Here is a 25,529-nt window from a genome sequence, read left to right on the forward strand (position 1 = left end):
GTCTCTTCCGCCCGTCGGGCCAGCGCCCCGGGGTGCCACGACGGGCACCCGTGATGACGGGGTCGGCTGTCGAGGAATACTCCCCTCCGCTGCCATCGAGAGTAACAGGAGAGGCAAGGAAAGGTAAAGAAGGTAAAGAACCGTCAGGGGTGGGGACCGTCAGAGGTAGGGATCGATCGCCGGCAGCAGGTCCTGGAAGGTCCGGCCCTTGGCCGGGGCGCCGATCGCCTGCATCTCCCAGCCGCCCTCGCCGTCCCGGACCACCTTGGCCATGATCTGCCCGGTGTGCGGACCGCCGCCCGCCAGCTCGTAGCGGGCCAGCTCCAGCCCGGTGGTCTCGTCCACCAGGCGGCAGTGCGCCCGCTCCACCTCGGCGAAGGTCTGCCCGGTGTAGGAGCTCACCGTGAACACCACCTGGGTGATGTGCGCCGGCACGTGCATCAGGTCGACCAGGATCGCCTCGTCGTCCTCGTGCCCCGAGCCGCCGTGCACGTTGTCCCCGGTGTGCCGGACGGAGCCGTCCTCGCTCTCCAGGTGCTGGAAGAACACCACGTCGGACGGGGTCTTCTCGGCGTACAGCAGCGCCGAGGCGTCCAGGTCGATCGTCCTGGTGCGACTGCCGAACAGGCCCCGCTTGGGAGCCGCCTGCCAGCCGAGGCCCATCCGGACCACGGTCAGGGCGGCGCCCGCCCCCTTCTGGAGGCTGACCCGCTGCCCCTTGGCAAGGTTCACCGACACGACGTTGTCCTCTCTGCCGGCCACGCGGTCGCTGCCGCCCGGCTCCCCGGTGGAACACCCCGTCGCCGTCCCCCGGCTGAGGCCCCCTCTGCTACGGCCCGCGCCCGTCCAGCGGACACGATGCCGCAGGCCAGCCTAGGCCCTGCGACACCCCGACCTCCTCAGGGTTTCCCCGTTTGTGGCAAGGCTGAGACACCTCCGGGCTTGACCGGTGCCATTCCGGCCAAGCCCGGGCGCCCCGGCCGTCACGCCCCGCCCCGACGGGCGCCGGGCACTCCCCTGCGGATCCCGCTCCACACGGATCCCGCTACGCCACCCCGGCCTCGCGCATCTGCCGCAGCTCCTTCTTCAGCTCCTTGACCTCGTCGCGCAGCCGCGCCGCGACCTCGAACTGCAGGTCGGCGGCGGCCGTGTGCATCCGGTCGGTCATCTCCTGGATCAGCTCCGCCAGCTCGGCGGCCGGCAGCGACTTGGCGGGCTTGCGCTCGGCGCCCAGCGAGGGCACCGGGGCCTTGCCCTTGCCCTGGCCGCGGTAGCCGGAGGAGAGCAGCTCGTCGGTGTCCACGTCCTCGCGGGCGAGGGTGTCCAGGATGTCGCCGATCTTCTTCCGCAGCGGCTGCGGGTCGATCCCGTGCTCCTTGTTGTAGGCCTGCTGCACGGCCCGGCGGCGGTTGGTCTCGTCGATGGCCTTCTCCATCGACGGCGTGATCCGGTCCGCGTACATGTGGACCTGGCCCGAGACGTTGCGGGCCGCGCGGCCGATCGTCTGGATCAGCGAGGTGCCGGAGCGCAGGAAGCCCTCCTTGTCCGCGTCCAGGATCGCCACCAGCGACACCTCGGGCAGGTCCAGGCCCTCGCGCAGCAGGTTGATGCCGACCAGCACGTCGTACTTGCCGGCCCGCAGCTCGCGCAGCAGCTCCACCCGGCGCAGGGTGTCCACGTCGCTGTGCAGGTACCGGACCCGGATGTCCAGGCCGAGCATGTAGTCGGTGAGGTCCTCGGCCATCTTCTTGGTCAGCGTGGTGACCAGCACCCGCTCGTCCCGCTCGACCCGCTTGCGGACCTCGTGCACCAGGTCGTCGATCTGGCCCTCGGTCGGCTTGACGATCACCTCGGGGTCGATCAGGCCGGTCGGGCGGATGATCTGCTCGACCTGGCCGTCGCCGCGCGACAGCTCGTACGCGCCGGGCGTCGCCGACAGGTACACCGTCTGGCCGATCCGCTCCAGGAACTCCTCCCACTTCAGCGGGCGGTTGTCCATCGCGGACGGCAGCCGGAACCCGTGCTCGACCAGCGTGCGCTTGCGCGAGGCGTCGCCCTCGTACATCGCGCCGATCTGCGGGACGGTGACGTGCGACTCGTCGATGACCAGGAGGAAGTCCTCCGGGAAGTAGTCCAGCAGCGTGTTCGGCGGGGAGCCGGGCTCGCGGCCGTCGAAGTGCATCGAGTAGTTCTCGACGCCCGAGCAGGTGCCGATCTGGCGCAGCATCTCGATGTCGTAGGTGGTGCGCATCCGCAGCCGCTGCGCCTCCAGCAGCTTGCCCTGCTTCTCCATCCGGGCGAGCGTCCCCTCCAGCTCCGTCTCGATGCCGGTGATCGCCCGCTCCATGCGCTCGGGGCCGGCCACGTAGTGCGAGGCGGGGAAGACGTAGACGGAGTCGTCCTGGCTGATGATCTCCCCGGTGAGCGGGTGCAGGGTGTACAGCGCCTCGATCTCGTCACCGAACATCTCGATCCGGACGGCGAGCTCCTCGTACACCGGGAAGATCTCGATGGTGTCGCCGCGCACCCGGAAGGTTCCGCGGCTGAAGGCGACGTCGTTGCGGGCGTACTGGATGTCCACGAAACGGCGCAGCAGGACGTCCCGGTCGATCTCCTCGCCGACCCGCAGCCGCACCATCCGGTCCACGTACTCCTGCGGGGTGCCCAGGCCGTAGATGCAGGAGACGGACGCGACCACGATCACGTCCCGGCGGGTGAGCAGCGAGTTGGTCGCCGAGTGGCGCAGCCGCTCGACCTCCTCGTTGATCGAGGAGTCCTTCTCGATGTAGGTGTCCGTCTGCGGGACGTACGCCTCGGGCTGGTAGTAGTCGTAGTACGAGACGAAGTACTCGACGGCGTTGTTCGGCAGCAGCTCGCGGAACTCGTTCGCCAGCTGCGCGGCCAACGTCTTGTTCGGCGCCATCACCAGGGTGGGCCGCTGCAGCTTCTCGATCATCCAGGCCGTGGTGGCCGACTTGCCGGTACCGGTGGCGCCCAGCAGGACGACGTCCTTCTCCCCTCCCCTGATCCGGCGTTCCAGCTCGGCGATCGCCGCCGGCTGGTCACCGTTCGGCTGGAAGGGACTGACGACCTCGAAGGGCGCCACGGACCGCTCAATACTCGTGATGGGACGCACGCATCAACCGTACGACCCACCACTGACAAGCGGGGCCTACTTGGCGCTGTCGCGGGCCAGGGCGACGAGGCGGGAGATCGCGCGGAGGTACTTCTTGCGGTAGCCGCCGCGGAGCATCTCCTCCGGGAAGACCTGGTCGAAGGGGATGCCGGAGGCGGTGATGGGCAGCTCGCGGTCGTACATCCGGTCGGCGAGGACGACCAGGCGCAGGGCGGTGGACTGGTCGTCGACCTGGCGCACGCCGCGCAGGCAGACCGCGGAGACGTCGTCCAGCATGGCGCCGTAGCGGCTGGGGTGGACGGCGGAGAGGTGGGTCAGCAGGGCGTCGAAGTCGTCGAGGGAGGCGCCGGGGGTGCGGGCAGCGGCGGTCTCGACGGCCTCGTCGGAGTACGGCGGCGGGGCGTCGGGCAGGCCGCGGTGGCGGTAGTCCTGGCCGTCGATCCGCAGCGGGCGGAAGTGCGCGGACAGGCCCTGGATCTCGCGCAGGAAGTCGGCGGCGGCGAAACGGCCCTCGCCGAGCTTCTCCGGCAGGGTGTTGGAGGTCGCGCAGAGCTTGACGCCGGCCTCGACCAGCCGGCCGAGCAGGGTGGAGACCAGCACGGTGTCGCCCGGGTCGTCCAGCTCGAACTCGTCGATGCAGAGCAGCGTGTGCCCGGAGAGGGTGCGGACGGCCTGCTGGAAGCCGAGCGCGCCGACCAGGTTGGTCAGCTCGACGAAGGTGCCGAAGGCCTTGGGGCCGGGGGCGGAGTGCCAGAGCGAGGCGAGCAGGTGGGTCTTGCCGACGCCGTAGCCGCCGTCGAGGTAGACCCCGGCCGGGCCGGTGGGCGCGGGGGCGGAGCGGCGGAACCAGCCGCGCTTGGGCGCGGAACCGTTTCCTCCTGCGAGGGTGGCCGCGAACTGCTCCAGGACCTGCACGGCCTCGTACTGGCTCGGCTGGCTCTGGTCCGGGATGTACGACCCGAAGCTCACGCCGGCGAACCGGGGCGGCGGGACCATCTCGGCGACCAGCCGCTCGGCGGGCACCACGGGACGGCGGTCGGTGAGTGCGATCGGGGAGCCGGCCGCGCTCGCGGCGGCTATGGACTCGGTCGCGGTGTCGGGGCGGGAGGCTGCGGGCACATCTGTAGAGGGTACGCCTGCTCCCCGCGGCCTCCGAACCGCCCCCGAACCGCCTCCGACCCGCTTCCGACCCGCTTCCGACCCGCTTCCGGGCGACCGGCGGTGGAAGACTGAGGGCATGCAACAGTTGATCAGCCCGCTGGGTGAGCCGGTCGCCGATCCGGCCGCCCTGGAGTCGCTCGCCGCCGTGTACACGTACCCCGAACAGGTGAATCGGGGCCGCCCGTGGCTGCGCGCCAACATGGTGGCCGGCCTGGACGGCGGGGCGAGGCTCGACGGTCTGTCCGAAGGGCTCTCCGGGGACGCCGACAAGCGGATCTTCGGGGTGCTGCGGGCGCTGTCCGACGTGGTGCTGGTGGGCGCGGAGACGGTCCGCGCCGAGGGTTACCGGCCGGCCCGGGCCCGCAAGGAGTTCGCGGCCGCCCGGGCGGCGGCGGGGCAGGCGCCGGCCCCGGCGATCGCCGTCGTGACCCGTTCGCTGCGGCTGGACCTGACCGCGCCGCTGTTCACGGAACCGCTGGTCAGGACGGTGGTGATCACCACCGAGGACGCCCCCGAGGAGCGCCGCCGGGCGGTCGCCGAGGTGGCCGACCTGGTGCTCGCCGGCACCGGGGCGGTGGACCTGCGGGCGGGCGTGGCGGCACTGGCCGAACGGGGCTGGACCAGGCTGCTGACCGAGGGCGGCCCGCGCCTGCTCGGACAGCTCGCCGCGGCGGACCTGCTGGACGAGCTGTGCCTCTCCCTGGCCCCGCTGCTCACCGGCGGCGACGCGCCGCGCATCCTCCACGATGCGGAAATGCCTGACGTGCAGCGGATGCGGCTGGTCTCATTGATCGAGCAGAAAGGATTCCTCTTCACCCGCTACCTGCGTCACCTGGGTTCGGAATGACCCCGTGACCCCCCGATCGTGATCCCGTTATGCGATGCCGGGGCCCGGGGGCCGGCCACTGGAAGGGACTCACGTGTTCAAGACGGTACTGATGATCGAAAAGGCTCTCTCCGACGCGGACGTGGAGCTCGTCACCACGCTCCACAGCGACGAGAAGGTCTCCTTCGTCGTCCTGATGCAGCCGCGCGGCAAGCAGGACGAACTGCTGCGGGCGCTCGACGACGTCGCCCTCGGCCACCTCGACAAGGTGGTGCACGAGCACGACGAGTCCGAGAGCGGCCCGACCGTGGCCACCGAGTCGCTGGAGCACAGCCTGCGCCACCTGCGCGCGGCCGGGGCCGAGGCGGTGGGCGAGCTGGTCGAGGAGAAGCCCCTGGAACGGCTGCGCGCGGCCGTCGAGGAGCACCGGGCGGACGAGGTGGTGGTGCTCACCTCACCGCACTTCGTGGAGGAGTTCTTCCACCGCGACTGGGCCTCCCAGGCCCGGCACAAGGTGGGGGTCCCGGTGCTGAGGCTGTTCGCCAGCGACTCCTAGAACCCTGGCTCCGCGCGCCGGTGGTGCAGAATCGTCCTTGCGGTCCGCCCGCGAGGACGGTTCCGGCGTCGGCTCCCACGCCGACCCACCCCGAGCCGTCCGCCCGACCTGTCTGCCCCCGCCCGTACGGAGCCACGCCTTGAACGACGCCGCGCACGACCTGCACGCCCCGCACTTCATCGGCATCGGCGGCGCCGGGATGTCCGGCCTGGCGAAGATCCTCGCAGTGCGCGGTGCCAGCGTCTCCGGCAGCGACTCCAAGGAGTCCGAGACCGTCCTCGCGCTGCGCGCCCTCGGTGCCACCGTGCACGTCGGCCACGCCGCCGAGCACGTACCGGACGGCACAAGCAGCGTCGTCGTCTCCAGTGCGATCCGCGCCGACAACCCGGAGCTGGCCGCCGCCCAGGAGCGCGGCATCCCGGTCGTGCACCGCTCCGACGCGCTGGCCGCGCTGATGGGCGGCCGCCGCGCGCTCGCCGTGGCCGGCACCCACGGCAAGACCACCACCACCAGCATGCTCGCCGTCGCCCTCGGCGAACTGGGCCTGGACCCGTCCTACGCGATCGGCGGCGACCTCGACGCGCCCGGCTCCAACGCCCACCACGGCACCGGCGAGATCTTCGTCGCCGAGGCCGACGAGAGCGACCGCAGCTTCCACAAGTACGCGCCCGAGGTGGCGATCGTGCTCAACGTGGAGCTGGACCACCACGCCAACTACGCCTCGATCGACGAGATCTACGAGTCCTTCGAGACCTTCGTCGGCCGGATCGTCCCCGGCGGCACCCTGGTGGTCTCCGCCGACCACGACGGCGCCCGCGAGCTGACCTCCCGGGTGGCCGGCCGCGAGGGCCTGAACGTGGTCACCGTCGGCTCCGCCGAGGACGCCGACCTCCGGGTGCTCTCGGTGGTCGCCCACGGCATGACCAGCGAGGTCACCGTCCTCCTGGACGGCACCGAGCTGGCCTTCACCGTCTCGGTGCCCGGCCGCCACTACGCCCACAACGCGGTCGCCGCGCTGGCCGCCGGCGTGGCGCTGGGCGTCCCGGCCGCCGACCTGGCCAAGGCCCTCGGCGCCTACACCGGCGTGCGCCGCCGCCTGCAGCTCAAGGGCGAGGCCGCCGGCGTCCAGGTGATCGACTCCTACGCCCACCACCCGACCGAGATGACCGCCGACCTGGAGGCCATCCGCGAGGCCACCGAGGGCCGCGTCCTCGTCGTCTTCCAGCCGCACCTGTTCAGCCGCACCCAGCAGCTCGCCGAGGAGATGGGCGCCGCCCTCGCCCTCGCGGACACCTCCGTGGTCCTCGACATCTACCCGGCCCGCGAGGACCCGATCCCGGGCGTGACCAGCGAGCTGATCATCGACGCCGCCCGCCGGGCCGGCGCCGAGGTCACCGCCGAGCACTCCTTCGCCGCCGCCCCCGCCCTGCTGGCCGGCCTCGCCCGCCCGGGCGACCTGCTGCTCACCATGGGCGCGGGCGACGTCACCAACCTCGGGCCCGAAATTCTGGAGCACCTCGCGAACGTTGCCTCCAACGTCTGACGTACGCCGAGCGGGAGTCGTGATGAGCTACGAGATCGAGAAGTCCGAGGCCGAGTGGCGCGCCGAGCTCAGCCCCGAGGAGTACCACGTGCTCCGCGAGGCGGGCACCGAGCGCCCGTTCGTCGGCGAGTACACCGACACCAAGACGGTCGGCGTCTACGGCTGCCGGGCCTGCGGCGCGGAGCTGTTCAGCTCCGAGACCAAGTTCGACAGCCACTGCGGCTGGCCGTCGTACTACGCACCACTGGCCGGCGACCGGGTCGAGTACATCGAGGACACCACGCTCGGCATGCGCCGGGTCGAGGTGCGGTGCGCGCGCTGCGGCGGGCACCTGGGCCACGTCTTCGAGGGCGAGGGCTACGGCACACCGACCGACCAGCGCTACTGCATCAACAGCATCTCGCTGACACTGAAGCCGGCCGAGTAGCCGTTCCCATCGCGTGAGGGCGGGGCCGTGGACACCTCCACGGCCCCGCCCTCACGCGTATCGCCGGGTGTCGGCCCACGGCGGATTCCCCGTACGCTGTGCGGATGGATCGGGCGGCAGCGAGTTCGTTTCGTGCGGTGGTCTTCGACTTCTTCGGCGTCCTGACCTCGAACATGGTGGAGGTCATCACCTGGTTCGAGAACCGGGAGCGGATCGCCCCGGGAACGTTCCTTCGCGCCTGGTCGGACCCGCGCGGGCAGGACCTGTTCCGGCGTTTGGAGCTTGGCCGGATCAGTCAGGAGGACTGGAACACCGGTTTCGCGGCCCTGATGGGCGTGAACCCGGACAACCTGCTGGCCAGGTACCTCCACGACGCCTTCCCGGCGTACTCGGTCCTCCAAGTCGCGCGGCAGGCCCGCGCGGCGGGGGTGCGGACCGCGGTGCTGTCCAACAGCCTCGGGCGGCAACCCTACGACCCCTACGCCGGCTTCGACCTGGACGGCACCTTCGACGCGGTGGTGCTTTCGGCGGACCACGGTGTCCGCAAGCCCGAACCCGAAGCCTTTCAGATCGTGCTGGATCGCCTCGGCGTCAGCGCCGAGGAATGCCTCTTCGTGGACGACAGCGAGGAGAACCTCGCGGCCGCCCAGCGGCTCGGCTTCACCCCGGTGCTCGGGCTGGACGAGGACGTGGTCGTGCGGCGGCTGCGCGAGCTACTGCGCCTGCCCGGCCTCTAGGAAGTCGCGCACCCCGGCGTGGCCGGTGTGCGGCGCCAGTTTCTCGCGCAGTCCCCGTAGTTGGGACGCGGAGCGCGCTGAGTCGACCGAGCCGAGGCAGGCTGCCGCGTGCCGGCCGGTGGCAACGGCGGCATCCAGGTCGTGCAGCGCGAGGTGCGCCTCCGCGGCGCGGGCAAGGTAGATGGCGTGGCTGCGGGGGTACTGCCCGTCGCCCGGGTACGCCTGCATCCCGGCCTCGAATCGCCGCAGAGCCTCGGCAGGGTCTCCCAGCTCCAGGGCGGAGGAGCCGGCGATCATCTCGATCTCGCCGTAGTCCACCCAGCAGAGGAAGCCGGGGTCGTCTTCGCGCCGCCCCTTGTCCAGCGCTGCTCGTGCCAGGTGGAGCTGATGCTTGGTCTCTTCTTTCGCTCTGTCCTTCGACCATGCGCGGGCGGCGCGGGCGGCGAGCATCGCCTCCATGCGCGGGGTGCTCCGGCCGCGCATTTGCATACGGGCCGTGTCCACGAACGACACCGCCCGGCCAGCCAGGCCTGGGGAGGAGTAGCACTGGATGGCTGCGAAGGACAGAGTGTAAGCGCCGGCGGTCACATCGCCGCACTCGGCGGAGGCGCGCAAGGAGGCGTCGAAGTAGGACTGGGCGAGGCCGACGCGACCCTGGTCGAAGGCCGCCCAGCCGACCTGTCGGGCGGCCTCGGTGGTGATCGCGTACAAGCGCGACAGCTGATCGCCCTTGTAGCGCCGGGACTTGATCGCCGCCACCGCCAGGGCAAGATCGCTGCGCGCAGCCGTGAAGACCTCGCCGCTGCCGAGTTCGTCATCGACGTGGCGTAGGAGCCGGAGTCGGCCTTCCAAACCGGCCAGCAGGGAGGAGTGGTCGACAGGCGTCGCCCGTGGCTCGAGGAGGGTGTGCCCGATGGCCGTGACCCAGTTGTTCGTTGACGCTGACAGAGCAACGCCGGCAGCGAGGAACCCTCGGCGATCCACTCGTCTTCCCTCCATCAGGCTCGTGAGAACCGCCAGAGTCGCCCCGGCATGGCTTCAGGAAATGTTCACAGGCGCGGCGTCGGCAAGAGCAGCGGCGAAGCTTCCACCGGTCCCGAGGACCCCGTCGTAGGCGGCGGCCGTAGGAAGTCGACCAGATCGACTTCCTGTTTAGAAGACGCACAAGGTGAGGAGGCGAGCCCTGGCCGAGGCCGCCGTTGCTGTGCATTTCCAGCGGGGGCAGGTGGGCTGGGCACTCACAAGACCAGCTTCCCGCTGTTTCGGGCGGCCCGGCCAATTCGGCCGGGCCGCCCTCCGAATATCAATTCTGTTTTTCCGGCTGCCCGATCCCAGCGAGATAGTCGCGGGGACCCGGCCGCGCGGGAAGTCGATTCGACCGACTTCCTGTGCGGCGTCAGGGGGCGGCCGGTTCGAAGCGGACCGGGAGGTGGACCAGGGCGCGGTGGAAGGGGCCCGGGCGCCAGAGCAACTCTGCTGCCGGGGTAGCGAGTTCGAGGTCGCTGAGGCGGCTGCCCAGCTGCTCGATCGCGGTGATCGCGATCAGCAGGGCCGGGTCGCGGGCCGGGCAGGCGTGCGGGCCGGCCGCCCAGGCCAGGTGGGCGCTCTCGCCGCTGCGCAGCTCGCTCCCGTCGGTGGGCGGCGCGGCCTGCGAGTTGGCGGCCGCGTACGAGACCAGGACGAGGGAGCCGGCCTTGATCTCGCGGCCGTGCAGGACGGTGTCGTAGCGGGGGTAGTGGGCGGAGAGGTTGGCCAGCGGCGGCTCGTGCCAGAGCACCTCGTCGATCGCCTGGTGGGCGGTCATCGCGCCGCCGAACAGCGAGCCGGCGTAGCGGGCGTCGGTGAGCAGCCGCAGCAGGGCGTTGCCGATCAGGTTGGTGGTCGGCTCGTGCCCGGCGATCATGGTCAGGCTGATCTGCCGGATCGCCTCGTCCTCGTCCAGCCCGACCGGGTGGGTGACGAACCAGGAGGCGAGGTCGTGCCGGGGGCGCTCGCGGCGCTCGGCGACCATGGCGGTGACCACCGCGAGGAGCTTGCCGTACGCGGCGCCGGCCTGCGCGCCGGACTCGATCAGCCCGGTGATCGCGGCGACCACCTCGGCGTGCTGCTCCTCGGGCACACCGAACCAGGTGGTGAGCACCGAGGCGGGCACCTGCCGGGCGTACTCGGCGATCAGGTCGGCGCGGCCGACGGCGGCGAAGCGGTCGATCAGCCGGTGGGCGGTCTCGGCGACCTGCCGCTGCAGCCGGTGCGGTTCGAACAGGGCGAGGGCGTCGGTGATCACCGCGCGGTAGCGGGCATGCGTGTCGCCGTCGCTGAACAGGGCGGTCGGGCGGTAGCCGAGCACCGGCAGCAGCGGGGAGTCCGGCGGGAGGGTCCGCTGCCAGGCGCGGGAGTCCTTGGAAAAGGTGTCGCTGTCCCGCAGCAGGTCCAGCGCGGCCTGGTAGTCGGTGACCAGCAGCGCCTCCACGCCCGGCGCGATCTCCACCGGGGCGACCGGGCCGTGCCGGCGCAGCCGCTCGTACACCAGCTGGGGGTCCGCGGCGAAGGCCGGGCCGTGGATCGGGGTCGGACGGGTCTCGACGGTCACGAGCGCTCCTGGGTGGCGGGGGAGGCGGCGGGCAGGGCGTCGAGGACGTGCTCGGCCAGCGCGATCAGCGCGTCCAGGCTGGCCTCGCGCTCGCGGGCGTCGCAGAGCAGCAGCGGGGTGGCGGGGTGCAGGTCCAGGTGGGCGCGGAGCACCTCTTCCGGGTGGACCGGCGCGTCCGGGAAGCGGTTGACGGCGACGGCGTACGGCAGCCCCTGCTCCTCGACCATGTCCATGATCTCGAAGGAGTCGGCCAGCCGGCGGGTGTCGGCGAGCACCAGGGCGCCCAGCGCGCCGCGGGCGATGTCCTGCCAGAGCGGGAAGAAGCGGCGCTGGCCGGGGGTGCCGAACATGTAGAGCACGACGTTGCCGGGCAGGGTCAGCCGCCCGAAGTCCACGGCGACGGTGGTCGTGGTCTTCTCGGGCAGGCCGGCCAGGTCGTCCACCGGCCGTCCGGTCTCGGTCATCGCCTCCTCGGTGTGCAGGGTGGCGATCTCCGAGAGGGTGCGGATCAGCGTGGTCTTGCCGACCCCGAACGGGCCGGCGACCACCAGCTTCATCAGCGTCTGGTCCCGGTCGGGCAGGTAGCCGACCCGGCCGGACGGGTCGCCCGACGGGCCGGACGGCGGGTCACCGGCAGGGTCACCGGAGCGCACGGAGTCCAACGAGGAGCCTCTCGACGATGGAGCGGTCGGTCTGCTGGGCGGGCGGGATCGGCGCCCGGGCGCGCAGGCAGCCCGCCTCGACCAGATCGGCCGCGAGGAAGACGGTGGCGCTGACGGGCAGGCGCAGGTGCGCGGCGGCCTCCACCACGGTCAGCGCGCCGGGGCGCAGCAGGTCCCAGAGCCGGCGGTGTTCGGTTTCGAGCCCGGTCGGCGGTTCGGCCCGGTCGGCGAACAGGACGGTCAGCCGCTCGAAGCCCTCGCCGCCGGGGCGGCTGCGGCCGCCGGTGGCCAGGTAGGCGGGCACCATCCGCCTGCGGGGTACGGCGGTCATGACCGGACGGTGTCGTCCTGCCGCCGGGACGGGCTCGCGAGCGCGCGGCCCAGGGCGGCGACCTGTACCTGCATCTGGTAGGAGACGTTGCCGAGTTGGGCGTCCGGGGTGGTGAACACGGCGAGCGAGGTGTTCTCCCCGGCGGGCACGACGATCGCGTAGCCGAGGTCCGACTCCACCACGGTCTGGGCCAGTCGCGGCCGTTCGGCGTCGGTGAACGCGGTGGTGAACGCCCGGGCGGCGGCGTGCACGGTCGCGGTCATCGCGGCGACCCGTTCGGCGGAGGCCCGTTCCAGGCCGTCCGAGGCGCCCTCGACCAGGCCGTCGCCGGTGGCGATGACCGCGTGCAGCACCCCCGGCAGCTCCAGCAGCGGGGTCAGCACCCACGAGATCTCGTCGGTGGCGGTCGGGCTGGGCGTGCTGCTCACTGCTCGGCTCCTTCTAAGGGCGTCGGAACGGTCGTGGGGCCGGTGGTGTGGTCACCGGCGGTGTGGTCACCGGCGGTGTGGTCACCGGTGGGGCGGCCGGGGGTGGTGTCGCCTGGGGTGGTGTCGCTGTGTTCGGTGGTGCCGCTGCCCCGGGTGGCGACGCCGTCGCGGCCGCCGGACTCGGAGGCGGCCCGCGCCACGGCGGCCCGGCCGGAGTCGGTGCCCCGCTGCAGCGCCTGCCAGTGGGCGGCGGCGCGCTCGGGGGTGCGTCCGGCGGCGGGGACGGCGGGGACGGCGGGGGTCGCGGGCGCCTCCGGCTCCTCGGCGGCCAGCGGGCGGCGGCGGCGCCGGGTGGGCAGGCCGCTGCCGTCGTCCGCCGGGGAATCCACCGTGGCGTCCGCCCGGTTCGCGGCGGTCACGGGGTCCGCCACCGTCGCCTCCCCGCCCGGGTCGGGCACCACGTGGATGGCCGGGGCCGGGTGCGGGCCCGGCTGGTGGTGGCGGTCGGCGAGCTGCGGGCCGTCCTGCTCGTCGGCGTCGCGCATCGGCGGGACGGCGGCGACGGTGGGCGCGGGGGCCGGTCCGGTGCCGGCCCGCAGCGGCAGCGGGGTGAGCACCGAGAGCGGCTGCCCGTCGTCGACGACGGTCACCAGCCCGGCCGGGATCCGCAGGATGGTCCGCATGCCGCCGTACGGCGAGGGCTCGATGTGGCAGGAGAAGCCGTACTGACGGGCCAGCTTGCCGACCACCGCGAAGCCGGTCTTGGGCGGGTTGCCGAGCTCGGTGAGCAGCAGGTCCGGCGGGCCGGCGAGCAGTCGGCGGGCGCGGCGCAGCTGGTCCTCGTCCATGCCGATGCCGCTGTCGTCGATGATGACCAGCGCGCCGCGGCCGCCCTGCTGGACGGTGACCGGGACGTCGGTCTCCGGGTGCGAGTAGGCGGTGGCGTTGGCGAGCAGCTCGGCGATGGTGACGGCGATCGGCTCGGCGGCCCGGGCGACCACCGCGAGCCGCTGCTCCCGCAGGTGGTTGGCGACCTTGATCCGGGCGTAGCCGGGCACCCGGGAGAGCGCGCCGACGACCACCTCGGCGAGCGGCGAGTCGGTGCGGGCCAGGCCGGGCCAGGCCTCGCAGAGCACGGCGACGGTCTGGATCCGGCGCAGCGCGACCTCGTTGCGGAAGTCGACCTCCAGCAGCCGGGGGTCGTCGTTGTCGTGCTGCAGCTGCTGGACCAGGCTCTGGATCTGGTACAGCAGGGTCTGGATCCGGGAGGTGGCGCCGCGCATGGCGGCGCGGGCGGCGGCGTCCACCCGTTCGCGCTCGTCGGCGAGGGCGGTGGCGGTGGCGTCCAGGACGGACTGCAGCGCCCGGACGGCCTCCGGGCCGACGGCCGGCGGGTCGAGCGGGCCGACCAGCGGGGCGTTGGTGTGGGTGAGCCGGACGGCGGTGGCGGCCACCCGCTCCTGGGCGAGGTGGCCGATCTCGGCGAACAGGGCGGCGGTGCGCGCCTCGGCGGCGGCGGCGCGGCGGTCGGCCTCCTCGGCGCGGGCGGCCGCGGCGGCGCCCTGCTGGGCGGTGTCCCGGGCGGCGTCCTCGGCGGCCCGGGCGGCGTCGTGCGCGGCGCGGGAGGCGTCCTCGGCGGCCCGGGCGAGGCCCTCGACCCGGCGGGCGTCCTCGACGGCGCGCCGGACGTTCTCCTGCGCCTCGCGCAGCTGCTGCTCGGCGCGGGCGAGCCGGCCCTCGGCGACCCGGGCGCGCTCCTCGCTCCGGGTGAGCGCGGTCTCGGCGGTCGCCGCCCGGGCACCGGCCGCCGCGCGGGCACGGGCGAGCACGGCCGCGGCCACGGCGGCGACCAGCGCCAGGGCGATCAGCGCGATCTGCGTCATCGGAGTCCTCGGGGGTGCGGACGGGGCGGGCCGGCCGGGTGGGTGGGTGGGCCGGCCGGGGCGGGCGGGGGCTCGGGATCCGTACGGGCGTCGGCTCGGGGCGCCGGCTCCGGGTGTCAGCTCGGGGCATCAACTCCGGGCATCAACTCCGGGCGTCAGCTCGGGTCGTCAGCTCCCGGCCGTGCGCGGGCGCGGGATCCGGGCGGTGTCCTCGGTCAGTTCCCGGGCGACCAGGGCGACCTGCCCCATGGCGTCCAGCACGCCGGGTGCCTCGGTGCCGTCCAGGTGCCGGTACTCGGCGGCGACGGTGAGCACCAGCCGCTCGGGCAGGCCGAGCTCGGGGTGGCGCTGTTCGGCGATCACCCGCCGGGCGGCGTCCAGCGCGGGTATCCCGGCGGCGTGCAGGGTGTGGGCGCGCTCCCGGACGTACGCGAGGTAGCCGATGTGCTCCTGGACGCCGGCGCGGTCGAGGACCGGGCCGTGCCCGGGGACGAAGATCTCCGCGCCGGTGGCCAGGGCCTGTTCGCAGGCGCCGATGATGTTCTCCAGCGGGCCGGCCCAGTGCGAGGGGTGGTCGCCGGGCTGCTCGGGCGTCGAGGAGAAGATCACGTCGCCGGTGAACACCGCGCGCTGGTGCGGGAGGTGGACCATCAGGTCGCCGCCGGTGTGCGCGGCGGGCAGGCTGGTGATCCGCACGGGGTAGCGTCCGACCCGCAGCTCCAGCTCACCGGTGAAGACGGTGTCCGGCTGAACGGGCTCGGTGGCGGACCAGTCGAACCGGCCGAAGTGCTCCTTGAGGTAGCCGCCGAGCAGCGAGTCCGGGTCGCTGCCGTTGACCAGGGCGTGCTGCTGCTGCGGGGTGGGCTCCCAGTGGATGTGCTCCAGGGCCTCGCGGGTGGCGATCACCTCGGCGTCCGGCACGACCCCGGCGCCCCACAGGTGGTCGCCGTTGGCGTGGGTGACGACGACCCGGTCGATCTCGACGCCGGCGGGCAGCAGCCGGCGGCTCGCGGCGAGGAACTCCCCGGCCATCGAGGGGTCGTACGGCGTGTCGATCCAGAGCGCGGTCGTCTCGGAGGCCAGCAGGCCGCAGTTGGCCAGGCCCCAGCCCCGCTTCGGGGGGAGCCACACGTACAGGTCCTCGGCAATCGCGCTCACGTTCGCACGGTTGATCGTCATGTGCGCGATTATGCCCATGATGCGTCAAGGGCGGGGCAAAACCTGTACGAACGCGCGGAGTTCATGACCCGGTCCCTCCCGGGCTGTCCGGATTCGCACCCTGTGGTCGAGACCAATTGTCTCACTGATCGGGACAGGTCGTGGACGGCCCGGGCGGCCGGACTAACCGCGTGCGCACGGCCGGCGCTTTCGATTTTGCCGCCGATGGGGCACTCCACCTGCGGAAATGGTCGCAGCTGGGGACCAAAGTCCCTGATCACCGTGGTGGCAAGCTCAAATAATGCTCTGAGAAGACCGGGCGAGGCTTGGCAGCCTCCCCGCCCGGGGACATCCTCAGCAACACGGCCGCGCGGTCCTGGCGACGACGCCCGCACCACCCGACGGCCGTTCCCACCCCAGCCCTCCGAAGGGGGCGAACCGATGACTTCCCCTGCCCTGGACCTGCCCGCACGGGCCACCGGCGGCCCCGCCGCCACCCGCCTGGGCGTCGGCCTCGGCTGGCGCGCCGAGATCGACACCGTGGTCGAGCGCCAACCCGGCCTGGACTGGGTCGAAGTGGTCGCCGAGAACATCTGCGCCGGCCACCTGCCCGAATCCCTGACGGTGCTGCGCGAACGCGGCGTCACCGTCGTCCCGCACGGCGTCGGCCTCGGCCTCGGCGGCGCCGCACTGCCCGACCCCGCCCGGCTCGCCAAGCTCGCCGACACCGCGCTGGCGCTCGGCTCCCCGCTGGTCACCGAACACCTGGCCTTCGTCCGGGCCGGCGGCCTGGAGGCCGGGCACCTGCTGCCCGTCCCCCGCACCCGGGACTCGCTGCGGGTGATCGCCGAGAACGTCCGGATCGCCCAGGAGCAGCTCCCGGCACCGCTCGCCCTGGAGAACATAGCCGCCCAACTCGCCTGGCCGGACGACGAGTTCACCGAGGGCGAGTTCCTCGCCGAGCTGGTCGCGCGGACCGGCGTCCGGCTGCTGATCGACGTCGCCAACCTGCACACCAACCGGGTCAACCTCGGCATCGACCCGGCCGCCGAACTCGACCGGCTGCCGCTGGAGGCGCTCGCCTACGTGCACGTCGCTGGCGGCACCACGGTCGACGGCGTCTGGCACGACACCCACGCCCACCCGGTCACCGAACCGGTGCTGGAGGTGCTGGCCGAGCTCTGCGCCCGGGTCGCACCGCCCGGCGTCCTGCTGGAGCGGGACGCCGACTTCCCGCCGCCCAGCGAGCTGGCCGGTGAACTGGACGCCATCCGCCGGGTGCTGGAGGGGAGCACCCGGCGATGAGCGACCGGATCACGGCCCAGGCCCCCGCCGACGACCAGGACCTCGCCGCCGCCCGGCAGCGGCTGGCCCGGCGCCAGGAGGAGCTGCTGGCCGCCCTGGTGGCCGGCGGACCCGTCCCGCCCGGCTTCGACCCGGCGCAGGTCCGCGCCCAGTCCACCGGCCTCGCCGCCAAGCGGCGCGGCACCACCGCCAAGGTGGCCCCGGACCTTCCCCGCCTGCTCGGGGAGCGGTACGGGCCGCTCTTCCTCGCGTACGCCCGCACCCACCCGCAGACCGGCGGCTACCGCGCCGACGCCCGGGCCTTCGCCCAGTGGGTGCTCACCGAAGGCGGCCCGCTCGCCGCCGACCACCGCCGGGCCCTGGAGCAGTGGCTCCGCCCGGCACCCGTACGGCCGTCCGGCCCGCTCGCGCGACTGCGCCGGGCCCTGCGCCGCTAGTCACGACCCATCGTCTTTTCCGGGGGAACCGCCCATGTGGCACAACAGTTACTTCACCGTCCCAACCGTCCTGCTGGTGGCCGCCGCCCTGTTCGCCGTCCAGGCCCGGCAGCACGTCGCCAAGGTCCGCTACGCCAAGGGCCTGCCCGGCCGCGGCCTGCCGCTGCTCGACGCCGCCTTCCTGGCCGGCGGACCGGGCCGGGTCTTCGACACCGCGCTGGTCCGGATGCACCTGGGCGAGCAGGTGGTGATCAGCCGCTCCGGCCTGGTCACGCTCACCGGCGGCCAACCGTACGACGCGGTCGACCAGGCGATCCACGACGCCGTCGGCCCCACCGGAAGCCGCGAGATCGCCCCGCTGCGCCGGATGGTGATGCGCTCCGCCGCCGTCCAGGAGATCGGCGACCGGCTCGCCGACCGCGGCCTGCTGCGCCGCCCCGAGCGGCTGCGGCGGGCCCGCACCGCCCGTCGGCTGCTCTGGCTCGCGCTGCTCGTCGTGGTGGCCTTCGCGGTGGCCGCCGAGGTGATCGACGACGGCGCCTACGGCCACGAGCGCCCCGACCTCACGGTCCCCGCCGTCCTGGTGGTCGGCGGCCTCGTCACGCTGCTCGCCACGAGGCCCGCCAAGGGCCGGATCACCCCGGCCGGGAGGCAGCAGCTGTCCCTGATGGCCGGCTCGCCGTGGACGCCCCACTCGGGCTTCCCGCCCGCGCTGGCCGGCGGCGCGCTGCTCGGCGCGCTCGCGCTCGGCGGGCTGGCCGCCGCCGGACTGGACAACCAGGAGCTGGAGGCCGCGATGCTGGCCGGGGCGGCCGAGGAGGAGGCGATGCGGCAGGCCGCCGCCGCCTCGTACGGTTCGAACTCCTCGGGTTCGTCCTCGTCGTCGTCCTCCTCTTCCTCGTCCTCGTGCTCCTCCGCGTCCTCCTCGTCGTGCTCCTCCGGTGGCTCCGACTCCTGGTGCGGCTCCTCCTCCGACTCCGGGTCCTCCGGCTGCGGCGGGAGCAGCGGCTGCGGCTCGTCCTCCTCCAGCTGTGGCTCGTCCTCGTCCTCCAGCTGCGGGTCCTCGTCGTCCTCCAGCTGCGGCTCGTCCTCGTCCTCCAGCTGCGGGTCCTCGTCCTCCTCCAGCTGCGGATCGAGCTGCGGCGGGGGCGGCTGCGGCTCCTGACGGGCCGCGGCCGGCGGCGCCGCCGACGTCACAGTTCGGTATCGCGGACCGGGAACTCGTTCCCCGCGCCATCGGGCCCGGCATACAACAAGGCCATGTGGTTGCTGTTCCTGATACCGGCCTGTGTCGCGGCAGTGCTCTCCTGCCTCCGGCTGGTCCGGATGACCGCCACCGCCGACGCCCTCACCGACCAGGACGGGCTACGCCCCCCGGAAGCCGTCGGCATCGGGCTGTACGAGACCGCCTACCTGGCCGGCGGCCCGGACCGGGTGGTCGAGCTCGCCCTCGTCCTGATGGCCGGCCGGGGCCGCCTCCACCTGGCGCACACCGGCTGGACCACCGTCGTCGACCCCAAGGGCCGCAGCCGGCTGGAACGGGCGGTCATCGCCACCGTCGGCCCCGAGGGCCAGTGCCGCACCGACGAGCTGCGCCGGGCGATGGCCGAGCACCCCACGGTGCTGGAGATCGGCGCCCGGCTCGCGCTGGCCGGCCTGGCCACCCCGGCCCTGGTGCAGCGCAACACCGTCGTGGTGGTCCGGCAGGTCCGGCACGCGCTGCTGCTGTCCCTGCTCCTGCTGGCCGCCTCACTCGCCCTCAGCGGCTTCACCGGCGGTGACACCGTCGCCCCGCTCGCCTGGTTCTCGCTGCCGCTGGTGCTCACCTCGGGCACCCTGCTGATGGCCCGGGTCGACGTCTACCCCTACACCCGCTGGGCCTCCCCGATCGGCCAGGAGGTGCTGCGCGAGGTCCGCCCCACCCGCCAGCGCGGCCTCGCCGACGACGAGGAACGCGAACTGCTCACCGCCGTCGCCATGAACGGCCCCGCCGTCCTCCCCGACGCCCGCCTGCGCGCCGCCCTCCGCCCCCACCGCACCTGACCGGAGCCGGGGCGGGTCCGGCCGGGCCTCGCCCGTAGCCGTAACGACGCCGGAGGCCGGCTCCCCGCCCGTACAGGGGGGAACCGGCCTCCGAAGGGGACCGCGGTCGCTCGGGCCGGGCCGGACCGGGCCGTGTCGCGTCGCTCAGACCAGGCCGTTGAGCAGCTCGGCGACCGGCTTGCGGCGGCCGGTGAAGAACGGCACCTCCTCGCGGACGTGCAGCCGGGCCCGGGAGGGGCGCAGGTCGCGCATCAGGTCGACGATCCGGTGCAGTTCGTCCGCCTCGAAGGCGAGCAGCCACTCGTAGTCGCCGAGCGCGAACGAGGCCACCGTGTTGGCCCGCACGTCCGGGTAGCCGCGCGCCATCTTGCCGTGCTCGGCGAGCATCGCGCGCCGCTCCTCGTCCGGCAGCAGGTACCACTCGTAGGAGCGCACGAACGGGTACACGCAGACGTAGTCGCGCGCGCGCTCGTCGGCCAGGAAGGCCGGGATGTGCGACTTGTTGAACTCGGCCGGGCGGTGCAGCGCCATGTTCGACCAGACCGGCTCCAGCTCCCGGCCCAGAGCGGTGCGGCGGAAGCGGTTGTACGCCTCCTGCAGGTCGTCCGAGTCCTCGGCGTGCCACCAGACCATGATGTCGGCGTCCGCGCGCAGACCGGAGACGTCGTACGTGCCGCGCACGGTCACGTCCTTCGCGGCCAGCTGCTCGAACAGCCCGTCCACCTCGGCGGCCAGCGCGGTGCGGTCCTCGGGCAGGGCGCCCTTGAGCTTGAACACCGACCACATGGTGTAGCGGATGACCTGGTTCAGGTCGCGCGCCTTCTTCTTCTCGGGCCGCTGCTCCGGCTCCCGCTCAACGCTCTCAGTCATGCGCCCATTGTCCTCTCCGTGGAACCTTCCCCGGTCGCCGGGGTCAACAGTCTGTCGACGGCCGCCGCCGCGGTGGCGGCCGAACCGATGCACGCCGGAATCCCCACCCCGTCGTACGCGGCGCCGCACAGCGCCAGCGCGCCGACCCGCTCGGCCGCCGCCCGGGCCCGGGCCACCCTGTCCGGGTGGCCCACCGGGTACTGCGGCAGACCGGCCGCGAACCGCGAGACGAAGGTGTCGTACGGCCGGGCGGTCAGCCCGACCGCCTCCCGCAGGTCCGCCAGCGAGCGGGCCACCAGCTCCTCGTCCGGCAGGCCCAGCGCCTCCTCCTCGCGGTGCCGGCCCAGCGAGGTGCGCAGCAGGAACGCGTCCGGCGCGGAACGCGCCAGCCAGCCCCACTTGTTGGAGGAGAAGGTCGACGCCTTGATCCGCCGCCCGTCCACCGGCGGCACCAGGAACCCGCTGCCGCCGGGGAGCACGTCCAGGTCGGAGCGCCGGAACGCCAGCGTCACCAGGGCCATGCCCGCGTACTCGACGGTGTCCAGCTCGATGGCGGCCGCCGGGGCGTCCGCGCGCAGCAGCCGGGCCGCGGCCGGGGCCGGCACGGCCAGCACGACCGCGTCCGCGTGCAGCACCTCGCCGCCGGTCACCACCCGCCAGCCGCCGGGGGTGCGGCGCAGCTCGTCCACCGGGGCGTCGGTCCGCAGGTCCACCCCCGCCCGGGCGCAGGCCGCGGCGACCGCCTCCGGCAGGGTGCCGAGACCGCCGCGCAGGCCGTTGAAGACCGGGGTGCCGACCGTCTGCGGCCGGGAGGCCAGCTCGTGCACGCCCTCGACCAGCGAACCGCCGCCGCGCGCGATCGCCAGCAGCTGCGGCACGGCGGCGCGCAGCGAGATCTCGTCGGCGCGCCCGGCGTAGACGCCGCCCAGCAGCGGCTCCACCAGCCGGTCCACCACCTCCCGGCCCAGCCGGTCGGCGACGTAGCGCCCGATCGCGACGTCCTCGCCCACCTCGGTGGGCTCCTCGTGCCGGGCCCGCTCCAGCCCCTCGGGGCTGAGCACCCCGGAGGCCTCCAGCGCCGCCAGGTCTCCCGGCACGCCCATCACCTGCCCGCCCGGCAGCGGCCGCAGCGCCCCGCGCGTCCAGATCGCCGCCTTCGCGGTGGTCGGCGGCTCCAGCGCCTCCCCCAGCCCGACCGCCCGGGCCAGCTCCACCGCCTCCGGCCGCCGGGCCAGCACCGACTCGGCCCCGAGGTCCACCCGGACCCCGCCGACCTCCCCGCCCCACAGCTTTCCGCCGACCCGCCCCGACGCCTCCAGCAGCGTCACCCGCGCCCGCGGCGCGCCCCCGGCCGCCCCGCTCAGAAAAGCGGCCGCGGCCAGCCCCGCGATCCCACCACCGACGACGACGACCCGCGCATCCGACATGCCCCGCAGTCTCGCAGGTCTTTACACCGAACCCTCAATCCCCCGCACGCTTCGCACTCCGCGGCACCAGCCCGTCCAGGTCGATGGCGATCGGGAACGGCACCGGGCGTTCGAGCCTCCCCCGAAAGATCCCGGCCGAGACGTAGGAGGAGGTCACCGTCTCCAGCTCGAAGGTGTGCACGACCGGGAGACCTTCCTCCTCCTCGACGATCCAGTAGTGCGGAATCCCGGCCTCGGCGTACTTGCGAACCTTGACCGTGCGGTCGCGGTGCGCGGACTCCGGAGATACGACCTCGACGACCAGCGCCACCTCGTCGGGAGCGAACTGGGTGCGGTCGGGATCGAATTCGGCCTTGACGACGAGGACGTCCGGCTCGGGTCGGTTCCGCTTGTCGAGCTTGATCGTCATCTCCCGCCCGACCCGGTATCCCGGCGGCAGCTGGCGGCGCAGCGCGTACACCAGGTCCGTGACCACATCTCCGTGCCACCAACGCTGGGGGGACATCATGAAGACCAGTGCTCCATCGATCAGTTCAGTGTGCCGCGGCGCCTGCGGCAGGTGGTCGAGGTCATCCGCAAACCAGCCCTCGTCTCTGGGCGCGTACATCCAGTCCGGCAGCTCGCTCATGCCCCCAAGATAGCGAGTTCAAGGGGCCGACGGACCCCCGCTCAATCTGTGTGCTACGGAACCGATCGTGGTGAGCGCGTGTCTGGCGGGGTCCCCTGCCGGTACGACGGGCGGGCGAGGAGCCCCGACGGCGCCGTGCGGCTGGTGGAGGCCGGGCGGGCCGTGGTGGTGGCTCGGAGGGGGCGGGTTCTTGGCCGGCGCTCGGGCGGCGCCGGCGGCCGCCGAGGTGGCGGGGGCGCGGCGGGCGGTGCCGATGGCGCGCAGCCCGTCCTGCGGCTGCGGGCAGGTGTACGACGGGACGTTCACCGGGGAGCTGCGCCCCCTCGGGGCGGGGTGACGGCGGGGGTGTTACGGCGGGCGGGGGCGGGGTCGCCGCCGGGGGCGGGCCTCCGGAGCCGGAGGCCCGCCGCCGCGGGGTCAGCGCGCGCTGGCCTCGTGGACGTAGGCGACGAGGCGGCTGAGCGCGTCCGGGTCCATGGACGGCAGCACGCCGTGGCCGAGGTTGAAGATGTGGCCGCTGGTGCCGAGTGCCCGGGCGGCGTCCAGCACCTCGCGGGCCTTGGCCTCCACGACCTCGGTGGGCGCGAACAGCACCGCCGGGTCGAGGTTGCCCTGCAGGCCCTTGCCCGGGCCGACCCGCTCGGCGGCGACGTTCAGCGGCACCCGCCAGTCGACGCCGACGATGTCCGCGCCGGCCTGGCCCATCAGGCCGAGCAGTTCGCCGGTGCCGACACCGAAGTGGATCTTCGGCACGTCGTACTCGGCGACGGCGTCGAAGACCTTGGTGCTGGCCGGCATCACCGAGCGGCGGTAGTCGTCCGGCGCGAGCGAGCCGACCCAGGAGTCGAACAGCTGGACCGCCGAGGCGCCGGCCTCGATCTGCACCTTCAGGAAGGCCGAGGTGATGTCCGCGAGCCGGTCCACCAGGGCGGCCCACAGCTCGGGCTGCCCGTACATCATGGCCTTGGTGTTCTCGTGGTTCTTGGACGGGCCGCCCTCGACCAGGTAGCTGGCCAGCGTGTACGGCGCGCCGGCGAAGCCGATCAGCGGGGTCCCGCCGAGCTCGTCCACCAGCAGGCCGATGGCCTCGGTGATGTAGGGGACGTCGTCGGGCTCCAGCGGCCGCAGCCGCCGCAGGTCCTCGAAGCTGCGGATCGGGTCGGCGATGACCGGGCCGACGCCGGGCTTGATGTCGACGTCGATGCCGACCGCCTTGAGCGGCACCACGATGTCGCTGAAGAAGATCGCCGCGTCCACCTTGTGCCGGCGCACCGGCTGCAGGGTGATCTCCTTGACCAGCTCGGGCCGCATGCAGGACTCCAGCATGGGGATGCCGTCGCGGACCTTCAGGTACTCGGGCAGCGAGCGGCCGGCCTGGCGCATGAACCAGACGGGCGTGTGCGGCACCGGCTCGTTCCGGCAGGCGCGCAGGAACGCGGAGTCGTACGCGGCGCCGCGGCGCGCGGGGGTGGTCCGGCCGTCGTGGGTGGCCGCCGTCGGGTCTGCCGTAGTCTCGCTCACGCGTCAAATCTTCGCACGCGTCCCGGGGGGCACTTCCCGGCCGGTCTCGTGGGTTCCTCCAAGATCTGCCCGGGTTTGCCGTTCCGGCACGCCGCTGGGAGAGAAGTTGCGGCGATAACCCGGCTTCTCGACCTAGTCTTCGGGGCATGGCAGGCGTCGGAGGGCACCCCGCGCAGGGTGGCGGAGCAGGTGGCGGAACGGGTCGCGAGGGGGCGCCGAACGAGTTCCGGGCTGCCGTGGCGGCCCTGGACGGGGCCCGGTTGCGGCCCGAGGTCCAGCTCTCCGCCGCGCCGGCTCCGCGCCGGCTGGCCCCGTACTCCTTCGCGGTGACCGCCGCGGTCGAGGTGGACGGCGAGGAGCTGGCGGACGGCCGGCTGGTGCTGCTGTACGACCCGGCCGGGCAGGAGGCCTGGAACGGCGAGTTCCGGGTGGTCACGATGACCAGGGCCGAGCTGGAGCCGGAGATGGCAGGCGACCCGATGCTGTGCGAGGTCGGCTGGGCCTGGCTGATGGACGCCCTGCAGACACACGGCGCCGGGTACGCGGAGCCGTCCGGCACGGTGACCAGGTGCGCGTCCCAGTACTTCGGCGGCCTGGCGGACCGCCCCTCGTCGACCGAGATCGAGATCCGGGCCTCCTGGACGCCCGCCGACGGGCGCTTCGAGCGGCACCTGGCCGCCTGGGCGGAGCTGCTCTGCATCGGCGCCGGCCTGCCCCCGGCCGCGCCCGCCCCGCAGGGCCCGGCCGAGGTGCCGTCACTCGGTGGAGTGGTCCCGATGCCCGCGCGGCGACGCCCCCGGTCGCACTGACGGGTGGCGCCCGGGCCTGACGGCACCGGGACGGCCGGACGCCACCCCCAGGACTGACGGAGTGTGACTTCGGACCCGCTCTGCGTCAATTAACCGGTCGAGAGTGACCGATCCGCATCGAATCTGATCGATTTTGTGCGAATACCAGGCATGTCGCATCAATCATTTGCGCGATTTGTCCGTATTGTTACTCACTAGATCGTGATCTTTCGCTAAAGCCGGGCACGGTAGCTGCCGAAGCAGACTGTGACCCTTTCCGAACGCGGAACACTCCGACCGCCCCCATCGGGGTTCCGTCCGCCACTCCCCGCAGGAGGCCTGGTGTCGGTCCTTCTTGAGCACCCCGCAAACGTGGTCGCCTACCGCCCGACCAAGCCCACCGCCATGGTGGTCATCGCAGATCCCCGCGTCCGAAACACCGTCACCCGTCACCTGTGGGCGCTCGGCGTCCGGGACGTGATCGAGGTGTCCTCGATCGCCGAGGCCCGCCCCCGGGTCTCCACCCCGCGCGACATCTGCGTCGCCGACGTCCACCTCCCGGACGGCTCCGGGCTGACCATCCTCGCCGAGACCCGCGCCGCGGGCTGGCCCAACGGCCTGGCGCTGTCCGCCGCCGACGACATCGGCGCGGTCCGCAGCGCGCTGGCCGGCGGCGTCAAGGGCTACGTGGTCACCGGCACCCGGACGAACGTCGCGATGCCGGGCCGCCCCGGGATGCCGCTCGGCGCCGCCGGGCTGGCCGGCCGGATGCGGCGCCCCGGGATGCCGGGCATGCCGGGCGCCGTCGGCGCTCCGGGCGCCCCCGGAGCCCCCGGAGCGCCGGGCCCGCAGCAGGCCGCCTACCGCGAGCTGTCCGGCCGCGAGGTCGAGGTGCTGCGGCTGGTCGCCGAGGGACAGTCGAACAAGGCGATCGGTGTGGCGATGGGCCTGTCGGCGCTCACCGTCAAGAGCCACCTCGCCCGGATCGCCCGCAAGCTGGGCACCGGCGACCGCGCCGGAATGGTCGCCGTCGCCCTGCGCACCGGAATCATCCACTGAGCCCAGCGCTCCG

Annotated in this window: 24 protein-coding genes and 1 pseudogene; 11 read left to right on the forward strand and 14 right to left on the reverse strand. The window is 73.3% G+C overall.

All coding sequences use genetic code 11. The annotated features are described in order from the left end of the window. Positions 1-159 precede the first annotated feature (159 nt). From IE332_RS15490 to zapE, 3 genes are all read right to left on the reverse strand, one after another. A complete protein-coding gene (locus tag IE332_RS15490; RefSeq protein ID WP_189916428.1) occupies positions 160-738 on the reverse strand; it encodes a TerD family protein in 579 nt (192 codons plus the stop codon). A gap of 307 nt (positions 739-1,045) precedes the next feature. Next, positions 1,046-3,136 carry an excinuclease ABC subunit UvrB gene (gene uvrB / locus IE332_RS15495; protein ID WP_189916429.1) on the reverse strand — a complete coding sequence of 697 codons (2,091 nt, stop codon included), beginning with the start codon at positions 3,134-3,136 and terminating at the stop codon, positions 1,046-1,048. Between the two features lie 36 nt (positions 3,137-3,172). After that, entirely contained in the window at positions 3,173-4,216 is a 1,044-nt protein-coding gene (gene zapE / locus IE332_RS15500) for a cell division protein ZapE (protein ID WP_229928637.1), read from the reverse strand. A gap of 157 nt (positions 4,217-4,373) precedes the next feature. On the opposite strand from zapE, the gene IE332_RS15505 reads away from it, so the two are divergent. From IE332_RS15505 to IE332_RS15525, 5 genes are all read left to right on the forward strand, one after another. Continuing rightward, entirely contained in the window at positions 4,374-5,144 is a 771-nt protein-coding gene (locus IE332_RS15505; RefSeq protein WP_189916430.1) for a pyrimidine reductase family protein, read from the forward strand. A gap of 73 nt (positions 5,145-5,217) precedes the next feature. Then, positions 5,218-5,679: an indole-3-glycerol phosphate synthase gene (locus IE332_RS15510; RefSeq protein ID WP_189916431.1), complete on the forward strand. Its 462-nt coding sequence runs from the start codon at positions 5,218-5,220 to the stop codon at positions 5,677-5,679. Between the two features lie 160 nt (positions 5,680-5,839). After that, positions 5,840-7,222: a UDP-N-acetylmuramate--L-alanine ligase gene (murC, locus tag IE332_RS15515; protein ID WP_189916568.1), complete on the forward strand. Its 1,383-nt coding sequence runs from the start codon at positions 5,840-5,842 to the stop codon at positions 7,220-7,222. Between the two features lie 22 nt (positions 7,223-7,244). Continuing rightward, positions 7,245-7,649, forward strand: a complete 405-nt coding sequence (msrB, locus tag IE332_RS15520) for a peptide-methionine (R)-S-oxide reductase MsrB (RefSeq protein ID WP_189916432.1) — start codon at positions 7,245-7,247, stop codon at positions 7,647-7,649. Positions 7,650-7,753: 104 nt separating this feature from the next. Next, complete coding sequence (locus IE332_RS15525) at positions 7,754-8,386, forward strand: HAD family hydrolase (protein ID WP_189916433.1); 633 nt, start codon at positions 7,754-7,756, stop codon at positions 8,384-8,386. Here the strand turns inward: IE332_RS15525 and IE332_RS15530 are convergent. The 7 genes from IE332_RS15530 to IE332_RS15560 all read right to left on the reverse strand — a co-directional run bounded on the left by IE332_RS15530 (position 8,363) and on the right by IE332_RS15560 (position 15,459). Next, entirely contained in the window at positions 8,363-9,370 is a 1,008-nt protein-coding gene (locus IE332_RS15530; protein WP_189916434.1) for an NsdA family TPR-like regulatory protein, read from the reverse strand. The two genes, IE332_RS15525 and IE332_RS15530, sit on opposite strands and share 24 nt — an antisense overlap. A gap of 412 nt (positions 9,371-9,782) precedes the next feature. After that, positions 9,783-10,976: a cytochrome P450 gene (locus tag IE332_RS15535; protein WP_189916435.1), complete on the reverse strand. Its 1,194-nt coding sequence runs from the start codon at positions 10,974-10,976 to the stop codon at positions 9,783-9,785. After that, positions 10,973-11,533, reverse strand: coding sequence for a GTP-binding protein (locus IE332_RS15540; RefSeq protein WP_189916569.1), 561 nt, complete (start codon positions 11,531-11,533; stop codon positions 10,973-10,975). The genes IE332_RS15535 and IE332_RS15540 overlap by 4 nt, the downstream gene beginning before the upstream one ends. A gap of 82 nt (positions 11,534-11,615) precedes the next feature. Next, a complete protein-coding gene (locus IE332_RS15545) occupies positions 11,616-11,969 on the reverse strand; it encodes a DUF742 domain-containing protein (protein WP_189916436.1) in 354 nt (117 codons plus the stop codon). Beyond that, the gene (locus IE332_RS15550; protein WP_189916437.1) at positions 11,966-12,397 is read right to left on the reverse strand and encodes a roadblock/LC7 domain-containing protein; all 432 of its coding nucleotides are present in this window, start codon (positions 12,395-12,397) and stop codon (positions 11,966-11,968) included. Before IE332_RS15550 ends, IE332_RS15545 begins: the two co-directional genes overlap by 4 nt. Further along, a complete protein-coding gene (locus IE332_RS15555) occupies positions 12,394-14,280 on the reverse strand; it encodes an ATP-binding protein (RefSeq protein WP_189916438.1) in 1,887 nt (628 codons plus the stop codon). The genes IE332_RS15550 and IE332_RS15555 overlap by 4 nt, the downstream gene beginning before the upstream one ends. A gap of 168 nt (positions 14,281-14,448) precedes the next feature. Beyond that, positions 14,449-15,459: an MBL fold metallo-hydrolase gene (locus IE332_RS15560; protein ID WP_189916439.1), complete on the reverse strand. Its 1,011-nt coding sequence runs from the start codon at positions 15,457-15,459 to the stop codon at positions 14,449-14,451. 420 nt (positions 15,460-15,879) lie between these two features. Here IE332_RS15560 and IE332_RS15565 point away from each other — a divergent pair. The 3 genes and pseudogenes from IE332_RS15565 to IE332_RS15575 all read left to right on the forward strand — a co-directional run bounded on the left by IE332_RS15565 (position 15,880) and on the right by IE332_RS15575 (position 19,223). Further along, a pseudogene (locus IE332_RS15565) lies at positions 15,880-17,180 on the forward strand (MbnB/TglH/ChrH family RiPP precursor modification enzyme). A 34-nt stretch (positions 17,181-17,214) separates the two neighbouring features. Continuing rightward, positions 17,215-18,345, forward strand: coding sequence for a TIGR04222 domain-containing membrane protein (locus IE332_RS15570; RefSeq protein WP_189916440.1), 1,131 nt, complete (start codon positions 17,215-17,217; stop codon positions 18,343-18,345). Between the two features lie 95 nt (positions 18,346-18,440). Next, entirely contained in the window at positions 18,441-19,223 is a 783-nt protein-coding gene (locus tag IE332_RS15575; protein ID WP_189916441.1) for a TIGR04222 domain-containing membrane protein, read from the forward strand. Positions 19,224-19,367: 144 nt separating this feature from the next. Here IE332_RS15575 and hemQ read toward each other — a convergent pair whose 3' ends face one another. The 3 genes from hemQ to IE332_RS15590 are packed head-to-tail and all read right to left on the reverse strand — an operon-like array spanning position 19,368 to position 22,148. Then, a complete protein-coding gene (hemQ, locus tag IE332_RS15580) occupies positions 19,368-20,093 on the reverse strand; it encodes a hydrogen peroxide-dependent heme synthase (protein WP_189916442.1) in 726 nt (241 codons plus the stop codon). Beyond that, on the reverse strand, positions 20,090-21,520 hold the full coding sequence (gene hemG / locus IE332_RS15585; RefSeq protein WP_189916443.1) for a protoporphyrinogen oxidase: 1,431 nt from the start codon (positions 21,518-21,520) through the stop codon (positions 20,090-20,092). The genes hemQ and hemG overlap by 4 nt, the downstream gene beginning before the upstream one ends. 34 nt (positions 21,521-21,554) lie before the next feature. Continuing rightward, positions 21,555-22,148 (reverse strand): Uma2 family endonuclease, encoded by a 594-nt coding sequence (locus IE332_RS15590; RefSeq protein WP_189916444.1) that lies wholly within the window; start codon positions 22,146-22,148, stop codon positions 21,555-21,557. A gap of 190 nt (positions 22,149-22,338) precedes the next feature. Here IE332_RS15590 and IE332_RS15595 point away from each other — a divergent pair, with 190 nt between their 5' ends. Beyond that, positions 22,339-22,485, forward strand: coding sequence for a 2-thiouracil desulfurase family protein (locus tag IE332_RS15595; protein ID WP_189916445.1), 147 nt, complete (start codon positions 22,339-22,341; stop codon positions 22,483-22,485). An 80-nt stretch (positions 22,486-22,565) separates the two neighbouring features. Here IE332_RS15595 and hemE read toward each other — a convergent pair whose 3' ends face one another. Then, entirely contained in the window at positions 22,566-23,579 is a 1,014-nt protein-coding gene (hemE, locus tag IE332_RS15600; protein WP_229928639.1) for a uroporphyrinogen decarboxylase, read from the reverse strand. 236 nt (positions 23,580-23,815) lie between these two features. Here hemE and IE332_RS15605 point away from each other — a divergent pair, with 236 nt between their 5' ends. Then, complete coding sequence (locus IE332_RS15605; protein WP_189916447.1) at positions 23,816-24,478, forward strand: DUF3000 domain-containing protein; 663 nt, start codon at positions 23,816-23,818, stop codon at positions 24,476-24,478. Positions 24,479-24,799: 321 nt separating this feature from the next. Then, the gene (locus IE332_RS15610) at positions 24,800-25,516 is read left to right on the forward strand and encodes a response regulator transcription factor (protein WP_189916448.1); all 717 of its coding nucleotides are present in this window, start codon (positions 24,800-24,802) and stop codon (positions 25,514-25,516) included. Positions 25,517-25,529: the final 13 nt, after the last annotated feature.

This window comes from Kitasatospora xanthocidica (assembly GCF_014656195.1).
Lineage (GTDB): Bacteria > Actinomycetota > Actinomycetes > Streptomycetales > Streptomycetaceae > Kitasatospora > Kitasatospora xanthocidica.